Here is a 24,067-nt window from a genome sequence, read left to right on the forward strand (position 1 = left end):
ATGCATGATTCCGGGTATTTTTGAAGGCACTCTCGGTCGGGCTTGCGTTGTGCCTGAATGGGGCTCATGAAGCGCACTCACGACCAGCATGAAGAAGTTCTATGCCCCAAAACCCGCGCTGGGCGGGCGTCGGGCGCATAATATTGGCTTCCCGGAACACACGAGATTCCCCATGCGCGTAGGACTGTTCGTCACTTGCCTCGTTGATCTGATGCGGCCAGACATTGGTTTTTCGGTGCTCAAGCTGCTGGAAAAGGCCGGTTATGACGTGGTGGTGCCGCCCGCCCAGACGTGCTGCGGCCAGCCTGCCTACAACTCCGGCGACCGCCCGCTGGCGCGCGATCTGGCAGAGAAGACGCTCAAGGAATTCGAGCTGTTCGACTACGTGGTCATCCCGTCCGGCTCGTGCGGCGGCATGATCCGCAAGCACTACGCTGATCTCTTTCGCGACGATCCTGAACTCGCCGGTCGCTATGAGCGACTCGCGCCGCGGGTCTATGAATTGACCGATTTCCTCGTCAACGTTGCGCGCATCGATGCGCTCGATTCGGGGTTCAAGGGCCATGTGACGTACCACGATTCGTGCTCCGGCCTGCGCGAGTTGGGCGTGAAGACGCAGCCGCGCGAGTTGCTCGGCAAGCTGCCGGGCGTGCAATTGACCGAAATGCCCGCGTGCGAGGCCTGCTGCGGTTTCGGCGGCACGTTCTCGATCAAGTACGGCGACATCTCCACTGCCATCGCCGATGAGAAGTGCGCCAACATTAAGGCCAGCGGTGCCGATGCCGTGGTGCTCGGCGACGTAGGCTGCATGCTCAACATCGAAGGGCGCCTGCGCCGCACCGGGGACACGCACACGCGCGTACTGCACATCGCGCAGGTCCTGGCGGGCGATGCCTGAGCGCCAAGAACACGACGGAGACGCAATCGCATGCAAGTCCGCAGCATGGAGTTCAAGGCACGCGCCGGGCAGAAGCTCGCTGACAAGCGCCTGCAGCAAAACCTCACCAAACTTTCGAGCAAGTTTGTTACCGCGCGCGCGGCGGCCATCCAGGAGATCGACTTTCCGGCCACGCGCGAGGCGCTGAAGGAGCGGCGCAATCGTGCGCTGGAGAATCTCGACGTCTGGCTCGCTACGTTTGAGGCAGAAGCCACGCGCCGCGGCGCCAAGGTCCTCTTTGCGGAAACCACCGTCGATGCCGCCCGCCTGGTTGCTGAAATCGCGCGCCAGCATGATGTGAAGAAGGTCATCAAGAGCAAGTCGATGGTGACCGAGGAGATGCGCCTGAACCAGGTGCTCGGCGAGATGGGCGTGCAGAGTATCGAGACCGACCTGGGCGAATACATCCTCCAGATCAACGACAGCGAGCCGCCATCGCACATCATCGCGCCGGTTGTACACAAGGATAAAGAGGAGATTGCCGATCTCTTTGCCAAGACGCACAAGAAGCCGCGTCTGACAGACATTTCCGAGATGACGCGCGAGGCGCGCGAGGTGCTGCGGCCCGAATTTCTGTCCGCCGACATGGGCGTGACGGGCGGCAACTTCATCATTGCCGAGACAGGCTCCGTGGCTATCGTCACCAACGAAGGCAACGAGGGCATGTGCACGATCATGCCGCGCGTGCATGTCGCCGTGACTGGCATCGAGAAGGTGCTACCGACGCTCGAAGACTTGGCGACGGTGATGCGTCTGCTGCCGCGTTCTGCCACGGGGCAGGCGATCTCGAACTACTTCTCTCTGCTCACGGGCCCGCGTGCCGAAGGCGAGAAGGATGGCCCCGAACATATGTACTTCGTCATCGTCGACGGCGGCCGCAGTGGCCTGATCGGCGGCGAGTTCCAGGAGATGCTGCGCTGTATCCGCTGCGGCGCGTGCATGAACCACTGCCCGGTCTATCAGAAGATTGGCGGCCACGCATACGGCTGGGTGTATCCGGGCCCGATGGGCAGTGTGCTCACGCCGAGCTATGTTGGGTTGTCCAACGCGCTGGACTTGCCTCAGGCGGCCACGCTGTGTGGTGAGTGCAATCGTGTGTGCCCCGCGTCGATCCCGCTGTCGGACCTGCTGCGCACGCTGCGCGAAAAGCAGATGGAGCGCGAACTGCGCCCGCAGTCGGAACGCTTTGGCCTGCGTGTGTGGGGTTTTATGGCGCGGCGACCAGCGCTGTATTCGGCTGGTACGTGGGTCGCCGCGCGAGTGCTGCGCTGGATGGGGGGCGACAAGAAGCTGATCCACGCCCTGCCTGTCGGCAAAGGCTGGACAGATACACGGGATATGCCGGCCCCCGCGGGCAAGACGTTCCGCGAACTGTATCGTGAGAAGAAGGCGCGCGCATGACGGCCTCCGAGTCCTTGCAGACGCTGCGCGATGCGCTGGACCGGCACGCGCAATCGCCAGACCTGCCACGCCTTCTCAAGCAATGGCGCGACGAGGCCGCGCTGGCACCGCTGGCTGTTTTACCTGCGGCGTTTGATCAGGTGCGCCGCTCGCTGTTGCAGCGGCTCGATATGGCAGTGTCATTTGGCGAGGAGAGTTGCTCGTTCTCGCCATCATCGTTGCTGGCCGAAATGCGCTTGTGGACGGACAAGGCGGAGGCCAAGCTCGCCCGCATGTAATCGACGGTCGACATGGAATGCACGATGCATGCTAGTGTCTGACACGTTATTCTCATGCCCGCCGATTCCATGAACCAGACCGCCCGCGAAATCATGTCGTACGACGCCCAGAAGAAGAGTTCTGGCGTCGCTTACCTTTTGTGGTTCTTGCTGGGCTTCCTGGGCGCCCACCGCTTTTATTTGAAGCGGCCGGGCAGCGGCATCGCGCAGGCTGTCGCTAACATCGGTGGCACCTGGTTGGCGTTTCGCGACATGAACAACACGGCCGGCTGGGTGCTCGCCGTCATCGGCGGGCTGTGGGTGCTGGTGGACGTGTTCCTGATTCCGGGGATGGTCCGCGCATACAATACGGTGCTGGCCGAGCGGTTGACGGCTACGCCCTGAAAGGAGCCGATCTCATGAACAAGATTTCGTGGCGGAGGCGTGCCGCGCTGTGGATCGCCGGCCTAGCTTTCCTGAGTGGCGCGCTGGCAGGCTGCGCGACCTCGCGAGATCAATATAGTCAGAGTTCCAGCATCAGTACGTATGGCGTGATTGACGCAGGTATTGAGCGCACATCTCGCTGACGGTTACTTCATGCCGCCCGACATCGGCGGGGCAGGGTAAAACTTGCAGGGTTCGGTTTGACCCAGTGAGCACGTGGAACCAACGCAGCCAGTCATCAGTACGGCCAGTACGGTGCAGGCATCACAGCGGGCAAGAAGACGCATGTCGTTTGAGAGAGATTGGACGCGTCCTTATAGCGAATTGCCACGCGGCCGGCTATGGTTTCTCGTCACGTTTTGTCAGCGTGACTGAGGATTGGCTGAGAGGCGACCTCTTCAAATCGCCGCCACTCTCCATTGGCCAGCAACTCCAGCGGCTGGAACAGCGCCTTGTAGGCCATCTTGCGGCTCTGCTCGATCCAGTATCCGAGGTAGACATAGGGTAGATCCAGCGCCTGCGCCTGGGCGATCTGCCATAGCACGTTGTACGTGCCATAGCTGGCTTTGTGCTCGAGTGGATCGTAGAACGTGTAGACGGATGACAGGCCGTCCTCCAGCACGTCGATCATGCTGACCATGCGCAGCTTGCCAGCCGACTCCGACTCGGGCGGCTCGCGAAACTCCACCAGGCGAGAGTTCACCCGGCTTTGCAGCAGGAACTGCTCGTACTGGTCGCGACTGTCGTGGTCCATGCCACCGCCGGCGTGGCGGACCGACTGGTATAGCAGATAGAGCTGGTAATGCTCTTCGACATAAGTGAGCGGGGCGACCAACGCTTCAAGCAACTGATGTCGTTCCGCTGCCCGGCGTTGCGCGCGCGACGGCGCAAACTGGTCGACCACCACGCGGCACGGCGTGCAAGCATGGCAGTCGTCGCAGTGAGGGCGATAGGTGAAAATGCCGCTGCGCCGAAAGCCGGCGCGCACGAGCTTGGAATAGACGTCCGCGTTGATCAGGTGCGCTGGCGTGGCGACCTGCGAGCGCGCCAGGCGGCCATCGAGATAGCTGCACGCATAAGGCGCGGTGGCATAGAACTGCAATGCCGAGAGGGGGAGTTCCTTAAGCTTGCTCATTGCGAACGGTCCACCGTCGGAGCACCGATTTGTCGAAGTGCCACGGCACAATGGCCGACGCGTTGGCTGCTTCCCGCACATGCGCGAGAAATGCCACACGCGACACTGGGGCGCCGCCCAGCGACGCCAGATGCTCAGTCTCCTGCTGGCAGTCTATCATTGCGACGCCCTGGCTGCCGAGGAAGGCGCACAGCGCCGCCAGCGCGATCTTTGAGGCATCCGTGCGGTGCGCGAACATCGACTCGCCATAGAACATCCGGCCCAGCGCCACGCCATACAGACCGCCAACGCGATGTCCCGCATACCAAGCCTCGACGCTGTGTGCGTAGCCGCGACGGTGCAGAGCGGTGTAGGCCTGGATCACGTCTTCGGTGATCCAGGTGCCATGTTGGCCGGGGCGCGCGGTGGTGGCGCAGTCGATCATTGTGTCGCGGAAGGCGTGGTCGATTCGGATCTCCCAGGCCGGGTCGTCGAGGACGCGGCGCAGCGTTTTGCGGAAGGTGGCCGACACACGAAAATCTTCCGGGCGCAGCACCATGCGTGGATCGGTACTCCACCACAGCACGGGCTGGCCCTGCGCGTACCACGGGAAGATGCCTTGCCGATATGCAATCAGCAGCCGTTGCGGCGAGAGGTCCGCGCTGGCCGCGAGCAAGCCCGGTGCCTCGGAGTCGGGGCCGAGCGCACGATCGACCGGCGGAAAGGGATCATGTGGATCCAGCCAGGCGATCATGATGCGAGAGAAAATCTTTGGGACTGGATTACAACGTCGTGGCCGACGTTTCGACCGTGGCCGAACGCATTGGCTTGTAGATATCCAGCGTGTGGAGGCGGAAGGTGCCGTCGGCCAGTTTGCCCGCGGCGCGGTCGGCAAAGAAGCAGCGCAGCGTGTGGATGACGGTTGGGAAGGCGAGATCGTCCCATGGGATGTCGGCCTCGTTGAAGAGTGCGACTTCCAGGCTTTCCTCGCCGGGCGCGAAATTGCGATCCCCTAGCTTGGCCAGATAAAACAGATGCACCTGGTGCACGTGCGGCACGTTGAGCATCGAGTAAAGCTCGCCGATTTCGACGCGGGCGCCGGCCTCTTCGTGCGTTTCGCGCTCGGCTGCCTGTGCGGTGGTCTCGCCGATTTCCATAAAGCCTGCGGGCAGGGTCCAGAAGCCGTAGCGCGGCTCGATGGCACGCTTGCACAGCAGGATCTGATCGTTCCACACGGGCACGGTGCCAACCACATTGCGCGGATTCACGTAGTGAATCGTATTGCAGTGGTCGCAAACGTCGCGCAGTCGGTTATCGCCGGCGGGAATGCGCGAGACGACTGGCTGGCCGCAGCTGGAACAGAATTTCATGTGGGATTGACGCAGATGGAATAACTCAGTGTATCACTGCGGCGGCTTGACTCCGCCTGCGCTGGGTATCGACTGAGTTGCGTGCTGAGCGATGCACAGAAAAGCAAAAAGCCCGCTATGCGCGGGCTTTGCTGATTCGGCTCAGGTCTTGGAGCGAGCCGTTCGACTGTGTTGGTTGCGGGGGCAGGATTTGAACCTGCGACCTTCGGGTTATGAGCCCGACGAGCTGCCAGACTGCTCCACCCCGCGTCCGTCGAAGAAGAGACTATATCGGAGTCCGTGCGGCGATGCAACACTTTTTTCACGCAACGTGCATTTTGCTGGTGCGTGATGCGTAAGCGAAGCGCCTGCAAGCCAACGTCTACCTCATTTTGGACCGCTCATTGAGCGCAATGTTCGCATGCGGCGCACACGATGCATTGCCGGTACATCACGATAGGCGCGCCGTTTACAATGCCGCCTTTCGCGTTCTTCTCTTGTATCCAATCGTGCTCAACGCCCTGTATCCGCTTGCCCGCCCGCTGCTGTTTTCGATGGACCCTGAAGACGCGCACCACTTCACGCTGAACCAGCTCAAGCGAGCGCACGCAATGGGGTTGTCTGGCTGCATCGGCGCACGTGTCGCGCCGCGACCGCGCACAGTGATGGGCGTGACGTTTCCTAATCCGGTGGGCCTGGCGGCCGGGCTGGACAAGGACGGTGCTTACATTGACGCGCTTGGCGCGCTCGGTTTCGGTTTCATTGAAGTCGGAACGGTCACGCCGCGCGCGCAGCCAGGCAATCCGCGTCCGCGCATGTTCCGCCTGCCTGCCGCGAATGCGCTCATCAATCGGATGGGTTTCAACAACGGCGGTGTCGATGCTTTCATCAGCAACGTGAAGGCGTCGAAATGGCGTGAGGCGGGTGGCGTGCTCGGCCTCAATATCGGCAAGAACGCGGACACGCCGATTGAACGCGCCGTCGACGATTATCTGTACTGTCTCGAGCGCGTGTACCCGCACGCGAGCTACGTGACGGTGAACATCTCGTCGCCAAACACCAAGAATCTGCGCCAGCTTCAGGGCGCGAGCGAGCTCGACAGTCTGCTCGGCACGCTGCGCGACGCGCAGCAGCGTCTGGCCGATCAGTACAAGCGCTACGTTCCGGTAACGCTGAAGATTGCGCCGGATCTCGACGACGATCAGATCGCCAATATTGCAGACACGCTGCTGCGCCACAAGATGGATGGCGTGATCGCCACCAACACGACGATCCGCCGTGAAGCCGTGGCAGGCCTGGAACATGCGGAAGAGGCGGGCGGCCTATCGGGCCAGCCGGTGCGCGAAGGCTCGACGCGGGTGATCCGCACGCTGCGCGGCTTGCTGGGCGATGCGGTGCCGATCATCGGTGTTGGGGGCATTTTGTCCGGCGAGCACGCGCGCGAGAAGATCGACGCCGGTGCGCAACTTGTGCAGCTCTATACGGGGTTGATCTATCGCGGCCCGGCGCTGGTGGCGGAATGTGCACGCGCGCTGGCGCGCTGACCGGCTAGCGCCGGATCAGGTAGATGACGATGGCGCTGATCGTCACCACGCCGGCCGCCACATCGTAGGGGCCGGCGTAGTCAGCCCACACCGTCGGATCGAGGTGCTGCGCGAACGATGACTGCGCCCATGGCAGTATTACGCGAGGAATGGCGAGCAGCACCACAGCCACCACCAGCAGCACGATCAGTGCGGCCAGTGAAGCTTGAGCGCGTCCCCAGGCGCGGATAGATGAGTAGGACAAAGCCCGTCCTTGTTCAGAGATTGCCGCACGCCGACAGGATGTCAGGCGAGAAAAGTTTGCAATTCTGGTTTGTCGGGGATTTTCCTACAAAGTTCTGTCGGCCGCTGTCCTACGTTTGGCTATGTGCAGCACAGCATGCATGACCCGGCAACAAGGTGCATAACACTTGGCTTTGCACAGTTTCCGCAGGTGGTGTCAAACGGTCGTTTGCTGTGAGCGGGACGTCTCTGCTTCCGAGCGGGCCTAATGGCAAGGGGTATTTTTCATGATGCGGCGCGGCAACGAATGCCCGCTGGAAGGGTTGGCGAGTGGGAGTCGGAGAGTACAATCCGCCCTCATTGTGCATTGCACGATTTTTTGAACGGCCGTCGGTTCGGCCGATTTCCAAGTTCATGAGTCAAGCTCTCGCAGCAACGGGGTCCCCCCAAACCAACGTGAACCTGCGCGCCATGGTGATCGGCGCCGTGGGTGTGGTGTTCGGCGACATTGGCACCAGCCCGCTGTACTCGCTCAAAGAGTGTTTCAGCCCTGATCACGGCATTCCGTTTTCGAGCGCCGCAGTCCTCGGCATCATTTCGATGTTGTTCTGGGCGATGGTGATCGTGGTGTCGCTCAAGTACGTGCTGTTCGTCATGCGTGCTGACAACAATGGCGAAGGCGGCATTCTCGCGCTGATGGCGCTGTCGCTGCGCACAACCAATACGAATTCCAAACGCATGTCGGTGCTGTTGATGCTCGGCGTCTTCGGTGCGTGCATGTTCTATGGCGATGCGGTGATCACGCCGGCCATCTCCGTGCTTTCCGCCATGGAGGGCCTGGAGATTGCCGCACCGGCGCTGTCGCCGTTTGTACTGCCGATCACGCTGTTGATTCTGGTGGCGCTGTTTCTGATCCAGCGCAGTGGCACTTCGGTGGTCGGCAAGTTGTTCGGGCCGGTGATGCTGGTGTGGTTTGCCGCGCTGGCGGCCCTGGGCCTGATTAACCTGGTGAAGGCGCCGCAGATCCTGGTAGCCATCAACCCGATGTACGCGATTTCGTTCCTGCACGATCATGCGCTACAGGCCTTCATCGTGCTGGGTTCTGTGTTCTTGGTGCTGACCGGCGCCGAGGCGTTATACGCCGACATGGGGCACTTTGGCGCGCGTCCGATCCGCTGGGCGTGGTTCTTCATCGTGGCGCCGAGCCTGCTGCTGAACTACTTCGGCCAAGGCGCCATGCTGTTGACCGATCCGAGCACGATCGAGAATCCGTTCTACCGTTCCGTGCCCGAAGCGCTGCAACTGCCGATGGTGGTGCTGGCCGCATTGGCCACTGTTATCGCCTCGCAAGCTGTGATTTCGGGCGCGTTCTCGCTGACGAGCCAAGCCATTCAGCTTGGTTTCGTGCCACGCATGCGCATCCGGTACACGTCGGAAGCCGAGATCGGCCAGATCTATGTGCCGATGGTCAACTGGATGCTGCTGATTCTGGTGATCGGCGTGGTGCTGGCGTTCAAGAAGTCCGACAACCTGGCTGCAGCCTACGGCATTGCCGTGACGACAACGATGGTCATCACCACGGTCCTGGCGGCGGTAGTGATGCGTTCGGTTTGGCGCTGGCATCCGGCGTTGGTGACGCTGGTGAGCCTGGGCTTCCTCATCGTCGACATGGCGTTCTTCTCGGCCAACTTGCTGAAGATTCGCGACGGCGGCTGGTTCCCGCTGATGCTCGGCGGCGGCGTGTTCTTCCTGCTGATGACTTGGTACAAGGGCAAGAAACTGTTGCGCGCGCGTAGCCTGGAAGACGGCATTCCGCTCGAGCCGTTCCTGGCCGGCTTGCTGGCCCATCCGCCGCATCGGGTGGAGGGCACGTCGGTGTTCCTGACCGGCAATACCGATTTCGTGCCGGTGTCGCTGCTGCATAACCTGAAGCACAACCGTGTGCTGCACGAGCGTGTGATCTTCATCAGCTTCGTCACACGCGACATTCCGTACGTGGACGACAAGCGCCGCGTCACCGTGCGCGATCTGGGCAGCGGTATCTACATCGTCAAGGCGGAATACGGCTTCAAGGAAACGCCCGACGTGTACCGCGTGCTCGAGCTCAGCCAGCCGCAGATCGGCACGCGCTGTGAGTTGATGGATACCTCGTTCTTTATCGCGCGTGAGTCGGTGGTGCCGTCCAAGCTGCCGGGCATGTCGATGTGGCGCGAACGCTTGTTTGCGTGGATGCATCAGAACGGCGCCAAGCCGTCAGACTTCTTCCACATCCCCGCCAACCGCGTGGTGGAGTTGGGGACCAAGGTCGAGATCTGATCGACAACTCTGACTGCATCTAAACAGACGGCCCGTGCGGGAGCGAGGCACGGTAAAGCCGGGGGCGGTGCGGCTCGATAAGGCCGGGCAAAGCATGGCGGCGGTGGGCGCCACGCTGAGCGTTGCGGACCAGACGATATACAACTGGGTCAAAGCCGACCGGGAGGGTCGGCTAAGCGCGGCAGATACCAAACCGGTGAGTCCGGAACAAATGGAACTGGCCCGGTTGCAGGCGGAAGTGGCGCGCCTGAAGATCGAGTGCGACATTCTAAGAAATGTATGCTCTGCCGCGGTCTTTGCCGACGTCAGAAGAACGTTTTGCGTCAATGTATCCGGCCTACAGTTGGGTGCGCTGGTCCCCGACCTTGATGGAATCCGCGCGCGCCTTGACTCATAAGGCGTTCAGTCACAAGGGTCTGCTTTTTTAGCCAGGATTAAGGTGCGCCGGTCAACGCTTCCGTCATCAACAATCGCTGCTCAAAAAAACAAGACGGTGTGACTTCCTTCAGCAGTTTGATGCAGCTCAGGCGGTCATTGGCTCATTCGGAAACGCTTGGTACTGTTCGCCGCTGACAAGCACCTTCCAGCAGATGCGGGCGATATTGTTCGCCAGAGCGATCAGCGCGACGTGTGGGTGGCTACGCTTCTCGATTTCCTGGAGCCATTGCCCCATGCGAGATCGCTCACGCTTCATGTGGATCACATCAGCGCACGCGCACCCTGGATCAGGAGCATGCGCAAGTAACTGTTGCCTCGCTTGCTGATGCCGCCGAGATTGGATTTGCCGCCAGTCGAGTACTGTTTGGGGACCAGCCCAAGCCACGCGGCAAGGTCACGCCCTTTACCGAACGCTTGGCCGCTACCAATTGCGGCAACCATGGTGCTCGCAATGATGGGACCGGCCCCTGGCGCCGTGGCGACACGACGGCACAACTCGGAGTCGCTGGCGACCTCGTGGATTTCGGCGGAAACCGAATCGATCTCCCTGTCGAGCGCCTGCCGGCGTTCCCGCAACCGTTGCAGAAGCTGGCGCATTCTGATCGACAGGCCATTCTCGCCTCTTCGAGGATGTGCGGCAAACGGCGTGCAAAGAGGGCTATGCCAACTGGGATCACGATGCCGTGCTCAAGCGGCAGAGCACGCATCGGGTTCACGGCGGCTGCGCGTTCGACAATGAAGCGCTGCCGGACGCGGTGCGTGGCTTGCATCTCCAACTGGTCGTTCGACTTGAGTGGCACCGTTCGCATGGTGCCGCGACTGGCGGCTTCGGCGATCGCTTCGGCATCGTTGAAGTCCTTCTTGTTCGACTTCAGGTCGGGTTTCACGAACTGAGCCGGGATCACGCGCACAGTGTGTCCGGCACTTTGGAAGCGACGTCCCCAGTATTGCGAGCCAGGCCAAGACTCCATGGCGACGATGCGTGCTGGCAACGTAGCGGCGAACTCCGCGAGCTGCGTGCGATTGAACGTCTCACGAAACAACGGATGGCCCCGATCGTCCATGCCGACGAGGTGGAACCAGTTCTTGCCGAAATCGATCCCCATGACGCGAACGGCTTGTGTGCTCATGGCGGCCTCCCGTTGAAGAAACCTCTGCATGTCGATGCTTGGCTTCGCACGCCGATGAAGGTGCTTTGTCTTCGCACATCTTGCGATGAACGGATGTCTCACGTGGAACGTAAAGACTTGCAAAGATATAGGCGGTGTGGGGGGGCAGGGTTCCTAAAATTGCTCGGTCGGTTAGATGAGTACGCGCATCTAACGAGATGTCCAATTCAAAACAGGGTACCGCGCATTGATAGGTCGCGCGCCTCGCAATCGCATCCTGGTTGGCATCCCTCCCCAGAGCCATGCAAATCACGCATCGGCTGCTCATCAGCCAAACATGGTCATACGGCTGACGTTCGCATGATGGTCCAAGCGCGCACCATTTTTTAAAACTAATTTTGTGTGGTGAGCGGCATTCGGAAGCCGCGCTGGGAAGCTAAATATTTATAAGGAATATCAACTGAGTGCGAGCGGGAAAAAGGGTTTCTTTTTTTAAAGAGGTTAACCCCATAAAGGCTGGGCGCTCAGTCGGTGGCAAAAGTCACCGTCAGGGGAGAGTCAAGATGAGTAGTACGACAACGTCGGCTGGTTGCAAGGTGTCGAGCGCTGAAGTGTTCGCGGCGATGCGGGATCATAGAGTGATCCTTGAGGTTGAGCCTGTATGTGCCGATGTAGGCAGTGCGCCTGTTTTTTATTTCGAGTGCCTGGGGCGGATTCTGCGTCTGGACGGCGAATGCGTTGCCCCAGACAACTTCCTGCCGGCGCTGGAGCGCAGCGGATTGATTCGTGTATTTGATGATTACATCGTCAACCGAGTGATTCAAAGCCTAGAGCATTTCCCGGAGTTGACTCTAGGTGTGAATATTTCGGCGATCAGCGCGGCACCCGATGCACTCTGGGATGGGGTGTTTGAGGAGCTTGAGCGGCGTCCGCAGATCGCAGCTAGGCTTGTCATTGAGATCACCGAGACCGCTCGATTGGAATGGGAACGCGGCAGGCAGTTTGTGAATCGCCTTAAACAACTCGGTTGTCAAATCGCGATTGATGATTTCGGCGTCAGTTATGGGGTTGAAACCGCGATTCAGATCAAGTCTCCCGATATTATTAAGATTGATCGCTCGATATTGCAAGGAATTCGAGAAGGGCGCTACCCCAGTGATGCTCTAAAAAAGATGATTTCACTTGCTTCGCGTTTGGCTCCCCAGGTGGTTGTCGAAGGAGTGGAGTGTGAGGCTGATTATGACTTGGCGCGGGATGGCGGTGCGCCGTGGATGCAAGGGTTTTTATTTTCGCGAGATTCCTCTCGACCGGATTCCGGGCTCGGGAGACAAATTTAGTGTTTTGACGTTCCCTCGCCATCTCGCTAGATCAATGAGAAATGCGAGATGGTTTTGGCAGCACGGTCGTCCCGCCTCGTGTATGCCCTTTTTATTGCCTTGCTATCAGTGTTCAAAGTGATGGCATAAGTTAATTAGTTTGATTGAAATATTTTATCAAAATGAAATTCGGAATTTCAGTTCTGTTGATTTCTTGTCTTTGGACTGCTTCCCCCGCGTTTGCGCAGTTCAAAGAGCCAACGAAGGGCGACCGTTTGGATCAGGCGGTTGCAGCGAATCCGAAAGCCGTATCAATCAACCTCACGCAACGGAAAGTGGTGAAGGATGAGCGGGGGAGGGAGAAGTGGATTGAGGCCAGTCAAGTTCGCCCGCACGACGTGATCGAGTATCGAGCGACTTACGTTAACACAAGTGATAAGTCGGTAAAGGGCATGACCGCGACTTTGCCCATTCCTGAGGGGATGGAGTATTTGCCGCAAAGTGCCCTGCCAGCGGTTGGTGTGCAGGTCACTGCTGCCGACGGAGTGTTTGCTACAGAACCGCTCGTGCGCAAACTCTCTGACGGAAAAGTGGTGCCCGTAGCTTATGGCGAGTACCGCATGCTGCGTTGGAATATCGGGCAAATGGCTCCTGGCGCAACAGTCGTGGTGAGTGCTCGAGTTAAGGTGCAGGCGGTCGTTCCAAAGGCCGACAACAACAGCGCAGGGGTTTCTCCTCCGACCTCTTCGGCTGCCAAGCCGTAAAACCGGGTCGCCTTACTTCCCTCCCCCTCCCCCGTCTATCTCGTTTTTCTTCCCAACATAGTGTTGCGGTCCCACCGCAGTAACGGGTTGGGAGTCTTGTCATGCCGTCCTTTAACAGGATCGGCTCGTTTTCCACTAGGAGAAATCACGTGAAATCTTCGTGCCCACGACGGTACTCCGGTTGCAAGCCGGCCGTATCTTGGGCGGCGGCGGTCGCGCTGACCTTGGACTTTCTGTTCTTAGGAAGTGCTGATGTCTTTGCTGCCGCCCCTCCCGCTAGCACGATTATTGGCAATCAAGCGACAGCGGCATACCTTGATCCCAATGGTTTGGCACAAACCGCAACCTCGAACATCGTGCAAACGACTGTTCAACAGGTTGGGGCATTCACTCTGGATGGCAATGCGCAAGTCACCAGTACGGTTGTCAACACCAAGGTTGGCGCAGCGGGGAGCGTAGTTTATGCACCTCACGTGCTGACCAACACTGGTAATGGTTCTGACACGTTCACCATTAGTGTGGCGCCTAGCTCCACTGGATTTTCGAGCGTCGCAGTCTATGCGGATGCCAATTTCGATGGCCTACCTGATAGCACGACGGCACTGTGTTCGGTGACGTCGAATGCGACATGCTCGGTGCCGGCTCAAACTGTCGCGGGCAGTAATGGGCAGTTCGGCTTTGTCGTCGCGTACGCGATTCCGAGTTCGGTGAATGGTGCTGCCGCACCGTATGCATCGGCGACAGTTACGGCTGTGCCGGGAACGCCGGCTCTCTACACAGACCCCAACAAGTCCGCTGCTGACGTCGACAATGTCAATACGTCTACCACGGCGGCCTTCAACGTTACGAAGGCCGTAGCTCAGCCGCAGAATGGCATCGCAGCGCCTGGCGGCGGTGCGTGGCCAACGGCATCCACGACAGGTAAGCGCTCGTCATCGCCTTCATGTCCAACCGTGTGGTCCGCTGGTTTGGCTTCGTCGCCTTCGTGCCAATACACCGTGTACACGTTGGCGTATAGCAATACAGGCGGTGCGTCGGGGCGGTTCAACCTCCAGGATGCGATTGGCAGGGGTGCGACTGTGGGTATGACCTACGTTGCCGGGTCCGCTGTCTGGAGCAATGCGTCGGGTACTGCGATGGGCGATGGCCCCGGAGGCGATCCCTCGGGCGTCGATTTCCAGGTCACCGGCGGTGTAATGACCTTCGTCGATAACGACGTGCCGGTGAGTGCGACGCGCAGCGTGAGCTTCGTGGTGTTGATCAACAATACCTCGAGTGTGGGAACCACGGCTACCAACAACATCGCCACCTTCAATCCGCTGGATGCGAAAGGTGCGACGGCTGCTGCGCCTGTGGGTGTCACGAACTCAACCACCAATGGTGCGCCGTTCACTGTGCAGGGAACGTACAGCATCGCGTTGGGGGCGGCAGCGTCGACTGCCAATACGGCGAAAGATTCGGTTGTCGGTGCGCCCAATGCTGGCTCTGCGGACACGACCACGGTCACGAATGGTTCGGCGGGTATGAGCGTGTCATTCACCCAGGTTGTCTATAACCGGGGTAACGCGACGGACACCGTCAATATCAACAGCGCGAATCCTGGATCTGCCGGTGGGAACGCATTCCCGACGGGTACGACTTTCTCGTACTACAAGGCGGACGGTGCGACCCAGCTGTTTGATACCAACGGTGATGGCCTACCCGATACTGGCCCGATTGAGGCTGGAAATTCGGTCACCATTGTTGTGAAGGCGACATTGCCTGCGACGGTCGCTGCGGGCTCCAATCTGAATTACTCCTTGACTGTGACCGGCACGTCTGTAGGGGATAGTACTCAGATTGATGCCACGCACGATGTCCTGACCAACGTCACGGGCGCTCTGGTTGACCTCACGCATAGCGCCGGGGGCACTGCAACGGGACCCGGATCGGATTCGGGGACGGGGCCGAGCACCGCGCCGACCGTCACCAATACGATTCCGGCGGGGCAGACCACGACGTTCCCACTCTTTGTGACCAACAACGATAGCGTTGACAACAGCTATTCGATTGCTGCGAGCAACACGGCAAGCTTCCCTGGGGCACTGCCGGCTGGGTGGGTGGTCAAGTTCGTGGCGGGCAACGTGACGGCTGCCAACTGTGCTTCCGCACCGGCGACGACTTCGGTAGCGGTGAGTGCAGGTCAGCAGTCCGAGGTGACCGCTTGTATCTCGGTGCCTGTAACACAAGCACCGCTGACGGCACAATCGATTTACTTTCAAGTCAAGTCCAACGCCCCGGCATCTTCTGGCGCGCTTGTACTGGATACCAGTTTTGACGCGGTGACAGTCACGGCTGCTGCAGCGACCTATGCCGCAACACTCACGCCGAACAACAGCGGTCAGCTCGGTAGTGGTGGTTCGGTTGCGTATGCCCATACGCTGACCAACACCGGCACCGGTGCGTGTACCGGGCCCTACACCGTGTCGGCTTCGCTGCCTGCAGCTGATGTCAGTGCAGGCTGGACAACGGCGATTTATCTCGACACGAACTTCAACGGTGTGCTTGACGGAGCCGACACGCTTGTGACGGGTCCAGTTCCCGGCCCGCTGGCCGCAGGCGCTACGCAAGCCATGCTGGTCAAGGTCTTTGGCCCAGGTGGTGCAACTGCGGGGGCAACCTCCACCGCCACGGTAACGGTAACGTTCCCGAACGGGGCCGCTTCGTGTGGTGCGCCGTCCGCAACCGATCAGTCGACCGTGGTTGCAGGTCAAATTCGACTGAACAAGACGCAAGCGTTGGATGCGTCCTGTAACGGTACGGTGGGTTCGCAGAGTGCCAATCCGATTGGTGGTGCAAAACCGGGGCAGTGCATCGTGTATCAGGTGACTGCGACCAACCAGGGTACCGGGACATTGACCAATCTGAGCATCAACGACGCGTTTCCAGCGTACACGAGTCTCAATACTACGCAACCGAGCGTCAAGTGTACGTCCTCTGGCATTACACCGGCATTTAGCGATGCAGTCTTTACGTCGACGGCTACATCGGTGAGCTGTGGTGGCGGCAATAACTCGGTTTCACCTGGGGCGGAAGCCACGATGACTTTCGAATTGAAGATCAACCAATAGTGCCTAGGTAAGCGTTGCCTCTATTCGTCCCGTGCGAATAAGAGGATTGGAAAGGGCCAGCGAATCTCTTTTTTCGCTGCCCTTTCCTGCGAGTTGCTGCCTGTTGGCAGAGCTCTTAGGAAAGGGCGTTCGGCATCCAGAAGAGTCTTCGACGAATTGCTGCAGGGCCGACCTTCTGAATAAGAAATTGTGCGAGCACTCTGTAATGAAAAGGAAAACTCTTCAGATTCGGGCGAGGGTCTGGATTTGGGTCATTCTGATCTGTTTGATCGAGGCAGCGCTGACTGCCGAAAAATCGCTTGCGGCACCAGCGGCTGCGGGTTCGGTGTTGCATAGCGTTGCCTTAGCGACCTATGTACCGAGCGGCCATACGCAAACGGAGACAATCTACTCCAATAGAGTCGATGCGACGATCGCGGCAATCGATGCATTGTCGCTCACACAGAGCCAGTCGGTCGCCCGCCCGGCCGGTGCGACTGCCACTCTTTCGCATGTACTGACCAATACCGGCAATACGACTTCAAGCTATTTTTTGAATTGGAGCAATGGCGGTGATGGGTGTTCCGGTGCGAATTACCTATTGAGTGGATTGCGCGTTGTGCGAGACGTGAATGCCAACGGTGTCGTTGATGCTGGCGAGCCGCCGTTGGCACTGAATTCGGCGAACTCGCTCACGTTGAATCCTGGCGAGAGTGCTGTCTTGTTGGTGCAGGGTGCGGTGCCCTCGGGCGCTTCCGGAACCGCCTGCTTGAATCTCAAGGTTGTGAGCGGCACGCAAGCTGTTTCGGCGAGCAATGTTGACACGATCAGCGCGGGCAATACGGCGGTATTTGCGCTGACGAAGTCGGCGAGCATCCGTGGCGGCATTGTCGTGCCGGGCAATAGCCGAGTTGATTTCACGGTAAAGGGGGTGAATATTGGTACGCAGCCCGTACAGGCTACGGGAACTGCCGCTGCAGGGGCAACCCCCATCACCGTCAACGGCACACCCGCTTCTCTGATCCTGCTCAGGGATCAGGTTCCGGCTGGTACGCAGTACATCATGGGATCGCTGCAAAGCTCAGCCACCAATGCTCTGAAGCTGTTTCGGCTGCCGGGCGATGCCCCTTTCGCATACCGGGCAGGCTCCGACGATGCCTCGGCAGTTGAAGTTGCGATCGGGATTCCGTCTCCATCAGTTATTGTGCCGAACGCGTCGATCCAGATGCAGTTTGCGGTCAATGTGCTATCGGGTGCCGCTGGCGGTATCACGAATCTTTCACAGGCCTACTATAACGACGGGACCCAGGCAGTCGTCTCACCATCCAATACGGTGGTGATCCCCATTAGCAGCACGCGTTTGGGTGTGGCCAATGCTGCCTCATCTTCGATTCTCAATGCCGATGGTGCGGCTAACGAGACCGAAGACGTTACGTTCAGTGTGCGCGTCAAGAACTACGGTACTGAGTGGTTGTATGACTTGGCGCTACTCGACGTGCTGGAGGGTAACGCGGCAACGCAGTTTGGTACCTACGTATCGACGGCGATACCCGCGGCCAATCAGTTTGCGATTGTGCCGGGTTCGCTGCGGATGAGTCAGCCCAATGGGGGTGTCAGGGGAACCGTTGGCGCTGTCAATCCTGGATTCAGCGGTACGGCTTCGAATGCCAATTTGCTTGCGCCGGGTGCCGTATTGCCCCCAGGGGGAGAGTTCACGGTTCAATTTGCGGTTCGCTTTCACTTGGCTGGGCGTGCAGGCACCCTCTACAACTTGGTTAAGGGTCAAGCGGCAATCGCTCCCGGGGGGGCTGCCAGTGTGTTTGATGACTCTGTCGACGGAACGGATCCAGACCCGGATGCGGACGGCAATCCACATAACAACGGCTCGCCGACCCCCATCGCTACACAGCTCCCAGGGTTGTCGATTGCCAAAACTGTGTCGCTACCGCGCAGGGTCGGCGACGGTACGTTCGACCTCGATTTCACCTTTCTGGTGACGAATACTGGTCAGGCCATGGCCCCCAATATACGGGTGCTGGACAACCTGAACTGTGCGTTCGACATGGATTTGCCGACAGGGCAGATTGCATCCTGGCGGCTTCAGTCTCCAGTGCGGTCTGCTAAAGGCATCCTTAGTGCCGCAACAGCCTATACGGGGAACGCGGCATGCGATCGTAGCAGGCAAAACAGCGCCGACCCTTACCAAATCCCCACCGAGTCCAACCTGTCTCTGGTGGAGGGGAACCATTCACTTGCTCCGGGGCAATCCGAGCAGCTTGCTTTCACGGTGCGCGTCACAGAGAAGCCGAATATCGCAAGCTCGCGTGTAGCGTTTACCAATAAAGCGTGGGCGGCAAGCCTCAGCCAGAACAGTCTCAACGTAACGCCTTCCATGGTGTTGGCTGCGGCGGCTTCGAGCGCCACCGGAATGCTGATGGACCCACAGGGCACAGTCTATGATTCTGTGACCCGGCAACCGATCGCCGGAGCCATCGTGACCCTCTCGCGCCAGTCTTGTACTGGCGGTATGTCCACCGTTATTCAGCCTGACGAAATCCTTGAAGGTAACTCTGGCACCTATACGTATGGCGCCAAGGGCAGCGTCTCGATGGTCACCGGAGCAGCCGGGACATGGCAGTTCGCTATGTTGTCTACGCCTGCCTCCAGCAAGTGCACCTATACGCTCACCGTGACGCCGCCTGCGGGCAGCGGCTACGTCTACCCGTCACAGCGCATTCCCAGTACGGCTGGCGTTTTCTCGTCGTGTGGTGCCATTGTTCCCCACAGTGGGCCACCGAAAGGCTCAGACCCGACGACTTACTACACGTCAATTGTGATGGGGCCGAACGGTGATGGTACGCACTGTAATGCGGAGCACCTGCACATTCCGCTGGATGCGGGTAGCCAGAGTGGTTTGGTACTGCGCAAAGACGGCAGCAAGAAGCAAGTCGATTTCGGGGATTTCCTGGATTTTGCACTGACGGTAACCAACAAGACGGGCGCCCCCATCACGGGGGTGACTTTTACCGATACGCTGCCGCCAGGTTTTGCCTACGTGTCTGGCAGCAGTCGTTTGAATGGTGCGGTGGGTACCGATCCGCAAGGCGGAGCTGGCCCTAAATTGGTCTGGAGTCTGCCAACAGCACAGTTGGCAGTCGATCAGTCACTGATGGTGCGGTACCGCATCCGCGTGGGTGTGGGTGCCCGGATTTCGGGCAATGCAACCAACCGAGCGATGGCAACGTCTGGGGTGCTGCAGTCCAATCAAGCAACCTTCACTGTACGCGTCAACGGCGAAGTGTTCTCAGACGAGGCATACGCGTTCGGCAAGGTATTCATGGACTGCAACCGTGATCGTATGCACAGTGGTGCAGACGAGATCGGGGTGCCTGGCGTACGGTTGTGGCTGGAGGACGGAACGAATGTTGTGACTGACGGCGAGGGCAAGTGGAGCCTATATGGATTGCGCCCGCAGACTCACGTGCTGCGCGTTGACGAAACGACCCTACCCATGGGCGTCACGCTTGAGCTGCTGGACAATCGCAACGCAGACAATCCCGCGAGCCGCTTCCTTGACTTGAAGAACGGCGAGTTCCAGAAGGCCAATTTTCCGTTGCTTGGCTGCCAGGACCCGAAGGTCATGAAGGATGTACGGGCACGCCGGGCACTGGTAGACAAGCGGGCGGACGCCGAGGGTGAGGCGATGATCCGCGCACGCCTGGACCCGCAGAACCGCGTGGCAGCTCCGGTCGACACGCGAGGGATGCCGGCATCCGGTCAGATCAATGGTGCGGGTGCAGGCGCATCCCAACCGCAGTCCTCCGGTTCGCTGATCCAGTTGCCCGCCGGTGCGTCCGGTGCGAACGACAGTTTCATCAACGGCACAGGTAGTGCAAGCGGAATGACTGGCACGCTGGGTTCCGCAAAACAGATGGGCTTCGCTCCGGGGCGGGATGCGTCAGGTGCGATGGCAGGTTCGCCTGTCAGTAGCGCCCTAGCAGGAACTGGGAACGCCGATTCCACAGTGTCCGCTGCGCAGAATAGTCGACTTGCGCCAAACGCAACGCCTTTGTTCCCACAAGGCGCACCCGGGGTCATCGAGCTGGAGACGCTTTTGCCATCGCTTGACAGTGCGCCGGGCTTTTTGGAACTGAAGGACCACGATACCGTGCTCGCGCAGAGTATCAATGTGCGGGTCAAGGGGCCTGCAGGCACCGTATTGCGGTTGAGCGTCAACGGTGTGGCAATCGATTCCAAACGCGTGGGTAAGAAGGCTACGTTGGGCAAGACCGGAACGACCGCCTGGGAGTATATCGGCGTGACCTTGAAGCCGGGCATCAACCGGTTACGTCTGGAGGTGGTTGACGAGTTCGGCATTGTTCGTGCCGAGCCTCAGGAAATCGCGATTACAGCACCAGACAAACTTGGCCAGATTCTCGTCGATGTTCCAACCGGCGCACGCGCCGACTTGCGTACGCCTGTTCCAGTGATCGTGCGGTTGACTGACGCTACGGGCGTCCCGATCACTGCGCGCACGCAATTGACGCTGGAAGCCGATGCCGGCCGCTGGCAGGAGGACGATCTCAACTCCAGCGAGCCCGGGCATCAGGTGTTTCTTGATGGCGGAGAGGGAACTTATCACCTGATCCCCCCTGGCACGCCTGGTGACGTGCGGATTCGAGTGTCTGCTTCGGAATTTGTGAAGGACGTGCGGTTGAGTCTGCTCCCTGACCTGCGGCCCATGATCGCCGTTGGTGTGGTCGAGGGCACCTTCGATTTGTCCCGTCGGGGCACGCTTGCTGTCGGCCAGATCCCAGCGGGGGCTGCCTTCGAGCAGGAGCTCGCCGCAGTGGGCGACGCAGATTCCGATAATCGTTTGGGAGGGCGTGCAGCCTTCTTCCTCAAGGGTGCAATCAAGGGCGAGTATCTGCTGACTGCCGCTTTAGACACAGGAAAGTCCAGCCAGCAACGGTTGTTCCGTGATATTCGGCCAGACGAGTTCTATCCCATCTATGGCGACGCTTCGGTACGCGGGTTCGATGCACAGAGTTCGCAGCGCCTGTATGTTCGCATCGACAAGGGGCGCTCGTACCTGCTGTATGGTGACTTCACCAGCGCCAGCAGCGAGGAGGTCCGCAAGCTCAGCCAGACCAACCGCACTCTGACTGGCCTGAAAAGCGTCTATCAGACCGAGGACATGCGTGTTACGAGCTACGTGTCGCGTACCGCGCAGACCCAGGAAATTGACGAGTTTCCTGCCAATGGGACATCAGGCCCTTACTACCTGTCGGTCGGCAGCGGTGGTTTCGTGGAGAACAGCGAAATCGTCGAGGTCATCATTCGGGACCGCAGTCAACCCAATCTGATCTTGCAACGTACCACGATGACTCGCTTCGTCGACTATACGATCGAGCCTCTCTCCGGGCGCTTGCTGTTCACGCACCCGATTGCCTCGGCGGATGCCAGCCTGAACCCACAGTCGATCCGCGTGACGCTCGAGGTTGATAGCGGCGGGGCCAAATACACCGTCGCAGGCGTCGATGCGCAGTTCAAGGTCCGGGACAACCTGCAACTTGGGGTCGTGGCCAATACGGACGAGGACCCCCGCAACCGTCACAAGCTTGCCGCGGTGACAGGCTTGGCGCGTGTCGACGCCAATACGTCTGTGGCGGCGGAAGTGGTGCGTACAGATTCCGACCTCAAGGGTTCCGGCGGCGCGGGGCGCATCGAAGTGCGTCATCAGGATGAGGCCCTGGCTGTGACGGGGCAAATCGCACGCTCGTCGATCTCCTTCGACAATCCAGCGGCCGGCTTCGCGGCCGGTCGTACCGAGGGCTCCGCACGGGCGGAGTACCGCGTTGACCCAACGCTCGCGGTTCGTTCGGAGGCACTCTATAGCAAGGATGCGTTGACCGAAGGGGCGACCCGAGGGGTGACCAGTAGCTTGCTCAAGCGCTTTAACGACATCCTGTCAGCCGAGGTGGGCTTGCGTTATGGCGTCACCAGTTCAACGAGCACGGCCTCACTTTTTAACTATAGCCAGGTGTCCAGCTACAACGGCGCATTCGGTTCAAGTCAAACCGGATCTTCCGTGACGACGCTGGGTTCCGTGGCCAATGCAGCCAATGGCATCAATAGTAGCCAGAACAGCTTGACGACCCTGCGGGGCCGCTTGACGGCGAATGTGCCGAACGTTCCGCAGGCGCAGGTTTTCGTGGAGGGTGAACAAGACCTGCGAGAAGGGAATCGCCATATGGCTGCCGTTGGCGGCAGCTATGCCTTGACCGACAGAACCCGTCTCTATGGGCGCTATGAACTGGTCTCCAGCTTGTTTGATTTCAACGCACAGCAAACGCGCAACACGGCCATCTTCGGAATCGAAAGCAGTTATATGGAAGGTGGCCGTGTTTACAACGAATATCGCCTCGCTGACGCGCTGGATGGCCGTACCGCACAGGATGCAATCGGCGTGCGCAATACGGTCAAACTTGGCGAACACTGGCGATTGACCGGCGGTGTCGAGCGCACGCGCGTGATTGGTGGTGTGTCGGACAACGGTTCCGCCATTGGCCTTGGCGATTCGACCGCAGTGACAAGCGGTGTCGAATATCTCAGTGATCGTGTGAAGTTTAGCGGCGTGCTTGAAGGCCGCCATGGCTCGGACGCTAATACCGTGCTCAACAGCATGGGTTGGGCATACAAGCTCAACTCCGACTTGAGCATCTTGGCGCGCGGCATTTATAGCAGTAGCCGTGGCAATGGCGCGCAGGAAGGCAACGAACGCACGCTCTCCCGCCAGCAAGTCGGCATCGCTTATCGCCCGGTGGATGAGGACGTGTGGAATGTGCTCACTCGCTACGAACACCGGACGGAACGCATTCGCGGTAACGGGACGGCGGTCGGAGCCATCAGCAGCAACGTCTTCGGCTCCTCGGTCGACAGTATGCCGGGCAACTACGAAGCCCAAGTTGTATCCACGAACGTGAACCTCAACCCGAAACCAGGCGAAGCCTTCATGGGGCGCTTGGCCTCCAAGATATTGACCCACGACGATGGTGTTCTTAAAAGCACCTATTCCGCTCATTTGCTCCAAGGGCGATGGACACATGACATCAATCGGAAATGGGATATTGGCGTGCAGGCCGCGCTGCTACGGGGCTCGGGCGGTGCCCTGCAAAGATCTGCGGGACTGGAAGTCGGCTACCTGATCATGAAGGACCTGTGGTTTTCGATTGGATACAACTTCGTAGGATTGTCTGACCCCGATTTAACCGACAACGACTACACAAGCAAAGGTGTCTATGCGCGATTGCGCTTCAAGTTCGATGAAACCAACCTGGGGTTCGCGCGAACTGGGAGTGCTCAAGGGGCGCCCGATTCCGCTCGCATTGAGGGCGAGCTTGCGGGAGCGGAGCGTTCTCAAACGATTGTGCGTGCGAGCACCCTGTTTGAGCCAAGTCAGGCGACGCTCACCACGCAAGGGCGGGCGGAGCTGGATGCGCTGCTGCCGAGGCTGGTACGCCGAGGCGACGATGTTGATCTGGTGAAGGGTTGCGTATCGAACTGCGACTCGCAAACGCTTTTCAACGAGCGCCTGCGCGTGGTTCAAGCCTATTTGCACGATGGTGGGGTTTCGGACGAACACTTGCGCGTTGTCGATGATCAGCCTGTCGACTTGACCCAAACAGTAAATGATCTGCGTCGCTATCGTGTGCGAATTGATGTTGTGGAGAATTATTCGAAAAATCCTTAGCGCGACTTTGATTG

Annotated in this window: 17 protein-coding genes, 1 tRNA gene and 2 pseudogenes; 12 read left to right on the top strand and 8 right to left on the bottom strand. The window is 59.5% G+C overall.

What is annotated here, in order from left to right:
- Positions 1–172 precede the first annotated feature (172 nt).
- The 5 genes from B4F51_RS01805 (at position 173) to B4F51_RS01825 (ending at position 3,182) form a co-directional block, all read left to right on the top strand.
- Positions 173–898: a (Fe-S)-binding protein gene (locus B4F51_RS01805; RefSeq protein ID WP_296223376.1), complete on the top strand. Its 726-nt coding sequence runs from the start codon at positions 173–175 to the stop codon at positions 896–898.
- A 30-nt stretch (positions 899–928) separates the two neighbouring features.
- Positions 929–2,338, top strand: a complete 1,410-nt coding sequence (locus B4F51_RS01810; RefSeq protein ID WP_296223377.1) for a LutB/LldF family L-lactate oxidation iron-sulfur protein — start codon at positions 929–931, stop codon at positions 2,336–2,338.
- Positions 2,335–2,616 (top strand): hypothetical protein, encoded by a 282-nt coding sequence (locus tag B4F51_RS01815; protein WP_296223378.1) that lies wholly within the window; start codon positions 2,335–2,337, stop codon positions 2,614–2,616. The genes B4F51_RS01810 and B4F51_RS01815 overlap by 4 nt, the downstream gene beginning before the upstream one ends.
- A 69-nt stretch (positions 2,617–2,685) precedes the next feature.
- Positions 2,686–3,000 carry an NINE protein gene (locus tag B4F51_RS01820; protein WP_296223472.1) on the top strand — a complete coding sequence of 105 codons (315 nt, stop codon included), beginning with the start codon at positions 2,686–2,688 and terminating at the stop codon, positions 2,998–3,000.
- A gap of 14 nt (positions 3,001–3,014) precedes the next feature.
- Positions 3,015–3,182, top strand: coding sequence for a hypothetical protein (locus B4F51_RS01825; RefSeq protein WP_296223379.1), 168 nt, complete (start codon positions 3,015–3,017; stop codon positions 3,180–3,182).
- A 209-nt stretch (positions 3,183–3,391) separates the two neighbouring features.
- On the opposite strand, the gene B4F51_RS01830 is transcribed toward B4F51_RS01825, so the two are convergent.
- The 4 genes from B4F51_RS01830 to B4F51_RS01845 all read right to left on the bottom strand — a co-directional run bounded on the left by B4F51_RS01830 (position 3,392) and on the right by B4F51_RS01845 (position 5,772).
- A complete protein-coding gene (locus tag B4F51_RS01830) occupies positions 3,392–4,174 on the bottom strand; it encodes an arginyltransferase (RefSeq protein WP_296223380.1) in 783 nt (260 codons plus the stop codon).
- Positions 4,161–4,907 carry a leucyl/phenylalanyl-tRNA--protein transferase gene (aat, locus tag B4F51_RS01835; protein WP_296223381.1) on the bottom strand — a complete coding sequence of 249 codons (747 nt, stop codon included), beginning with the start codon at positions 4,905–4,907 and terminating at the stop codon, positions 4,161–4,163. Before aat ends, B4F51_RS01830 begins: the two co-directional genes overlap by 14 nt.
- A 28-nt stretch (positions 4,908–4,935) precedes the next feature.
- The gene (locus B4F51_RS01840) at positions 4,936–5,523 is read right to left on the bottom strand and encodes an NUDIX hydrolase (protein ID WP_296223382.1); all 588 of its coding nucleotides are present in this window, start codon (positions 5,521–5,523) and stop codon (positions 4,936–4,938) included.
- Positions 5,524–5,695: 172 nt separating this feature from the next.
- Positions 5,696–5,772, bottom strand: a tRNA-Met gene (locus tag B4F51_RS01845).
- A 239-nt stretch (positions 5,773–6,011) separates the two neighbouring features.
- Here B4F51_RS01845 and B4F51_RS01850 point away from each other — a divergent pair.
- On the top strand, positions 6,012–7,046 hold the full coding sequence (locus B4F51_RS01850) for a quinone-dependent dihydroorotate dehydrogenase (RefSeq protein ID WP_296223383.1): 1,035 nt from the start codon (positions 6,012–6,014) through the stop codon (positions 7,044–7,046).
- Positions 7,047–7,050: 4 nt separating this feature from the next.
- Here the strand turns inward: B4F51_RS01850 and B4F51_RS01855 are convergent, their stop codons facing one another.
- A complete protein-coding gene (locus B4F51_RS01855) occupies positions 7,051–7,290 on the bottom strand; it encodes a hypothetical protein (RefSeq protein ID WP_296223384.1) in 240 nt (79 codons plus the stop codon).
- A 392-nt stretch (positions 7,291–7,682) separates the two neighbouring features.
- Here B4F51_RS01855 and B4F51_RS01860 point away from each other — a divergent pair, with 392 nt between their 5' ends.
- Both B4F51_RS01860 and B4F51_RS01865 read left to right on the top strand, forming a co-directional pair.
- A complete protein-coding gene (locus B4F51_RS01860; RefSeq protein ID WP_296223385.1) occupies positions 7,683–9,584 on the top strand; it encodes a potassium transporter Kup in 1,902 nt (633 codons plus the stop codon).
- Between the two features lie 13 nt (positions 9,585–9,597).
- Positions 9,598–9,858 (top strand): annotated as a pseudogene (locus B4F51_RS01865) (transposase); the annotation flags it as partial.
- A gap of 249 nt (positions 9,859–10,107) precedes the next feature.
- On the opposite strand, the gene B4F51_RS01870 reads toward B4F51_RS01865, so the two are convergent.
- From B4F51_RS01870 to B4F51_RS24615, 3 genes and pseudogenes are all read right to left on the bottom strand, one after another.
- Complete coding sequence (locus tag B4F51_RS01870) at positions 10,108–10,278, bottom strand: hypothetical protein (RefSeq protein ID WP_296223386.1); 171 nt, start codon at positions 10,276–10,278, stop codon at positions 10,108–10,110.
- A gap of 5 nt (positions 10,279–10,283) precedes the next feature.
- Positions 10,284–10,619, bottom strand: coding sequence for a transposase (locus B4F51_RS24610; RefSeq protein WP_414706650.1), 336 nt, complete (start codon positions 10,617–10,619; stop codon positions 10,284–10,286).
- 110 nt (positions 10,620–10,729) lie between these two features.
- Positions 10,730–11,182: pseudogene (locus B4F51_RS24615) on the bottom strand (IS110 family transposase); the annotation flags it as partial.
- Positions 11,183–11,694: 512 nt separating this feature from the next.
- On the opposite strand from B4F51_RS24615, the gene B4F51_RS01880 reads away from it, so the two are divergent.
- The 4 genes from B4F51_RS01880 to B4F51_RS01895 all read left to right on the top strand — a co-directional run bounded on the left by B4F51_RS01880 (position 11,695) and on the right by B4F51_RS01895 (position 24,053).
- The gene (locus B4F51_RS01880) at positions 11,695–12,468 is read left to right on the top strand and encodes an EAL domain-containing protein (RefSeq protein ID WP_296223388.1); all 774 of its coding nucleotides are present in this window, start codon (positions 11,695–11,697) and stop codon (positions 12,466–12,468) included.
- Between the two features lie 143 nt (positions 12,469–12,611).
- Entirely contained in the window at positions 12,612–13,211 is a 600-nt protein-coding gene (locus B4F51_RS01885; RefSeq protein ID WP_296223389.1) for a hypothetical protein, read from the top strand.
- 224 nt (positions 13,212–13,435) lie between these two features.
- Positions 13,436–16,321, top strand: a complete 2,886-nt coding sequence (locus tag B4F51_RS01890; RefSeq protein WP_296223390.1) for a beta strand repeat-containing protein — start codon at positions 13,436–13,438, stop codon at positions 16,319–16,321.
- 205 nt (positions 16,322–16,526) lie between these two features.
- Entirely contained in the window at positions 16,527–24,053 is a 7,527-nt protein-coding gene (locus B4F51_RS01895; RefSeq protein WP_296223391.1) for a DUF11 domain-containing protein, read from the top strand.
- Positions 24,054–24,067 lie beyond the last annotated feature (14 nt).

The sequence above is a fragment of the Ralstonia sp. UBA689 genome, assembly GCF_002298975.1.
Classification (GTDB): Bacteria; Pseudomonadota; Gammaproteobacteria; order Burkholderiales; family Burkholderiaceae; genus Ralstonia.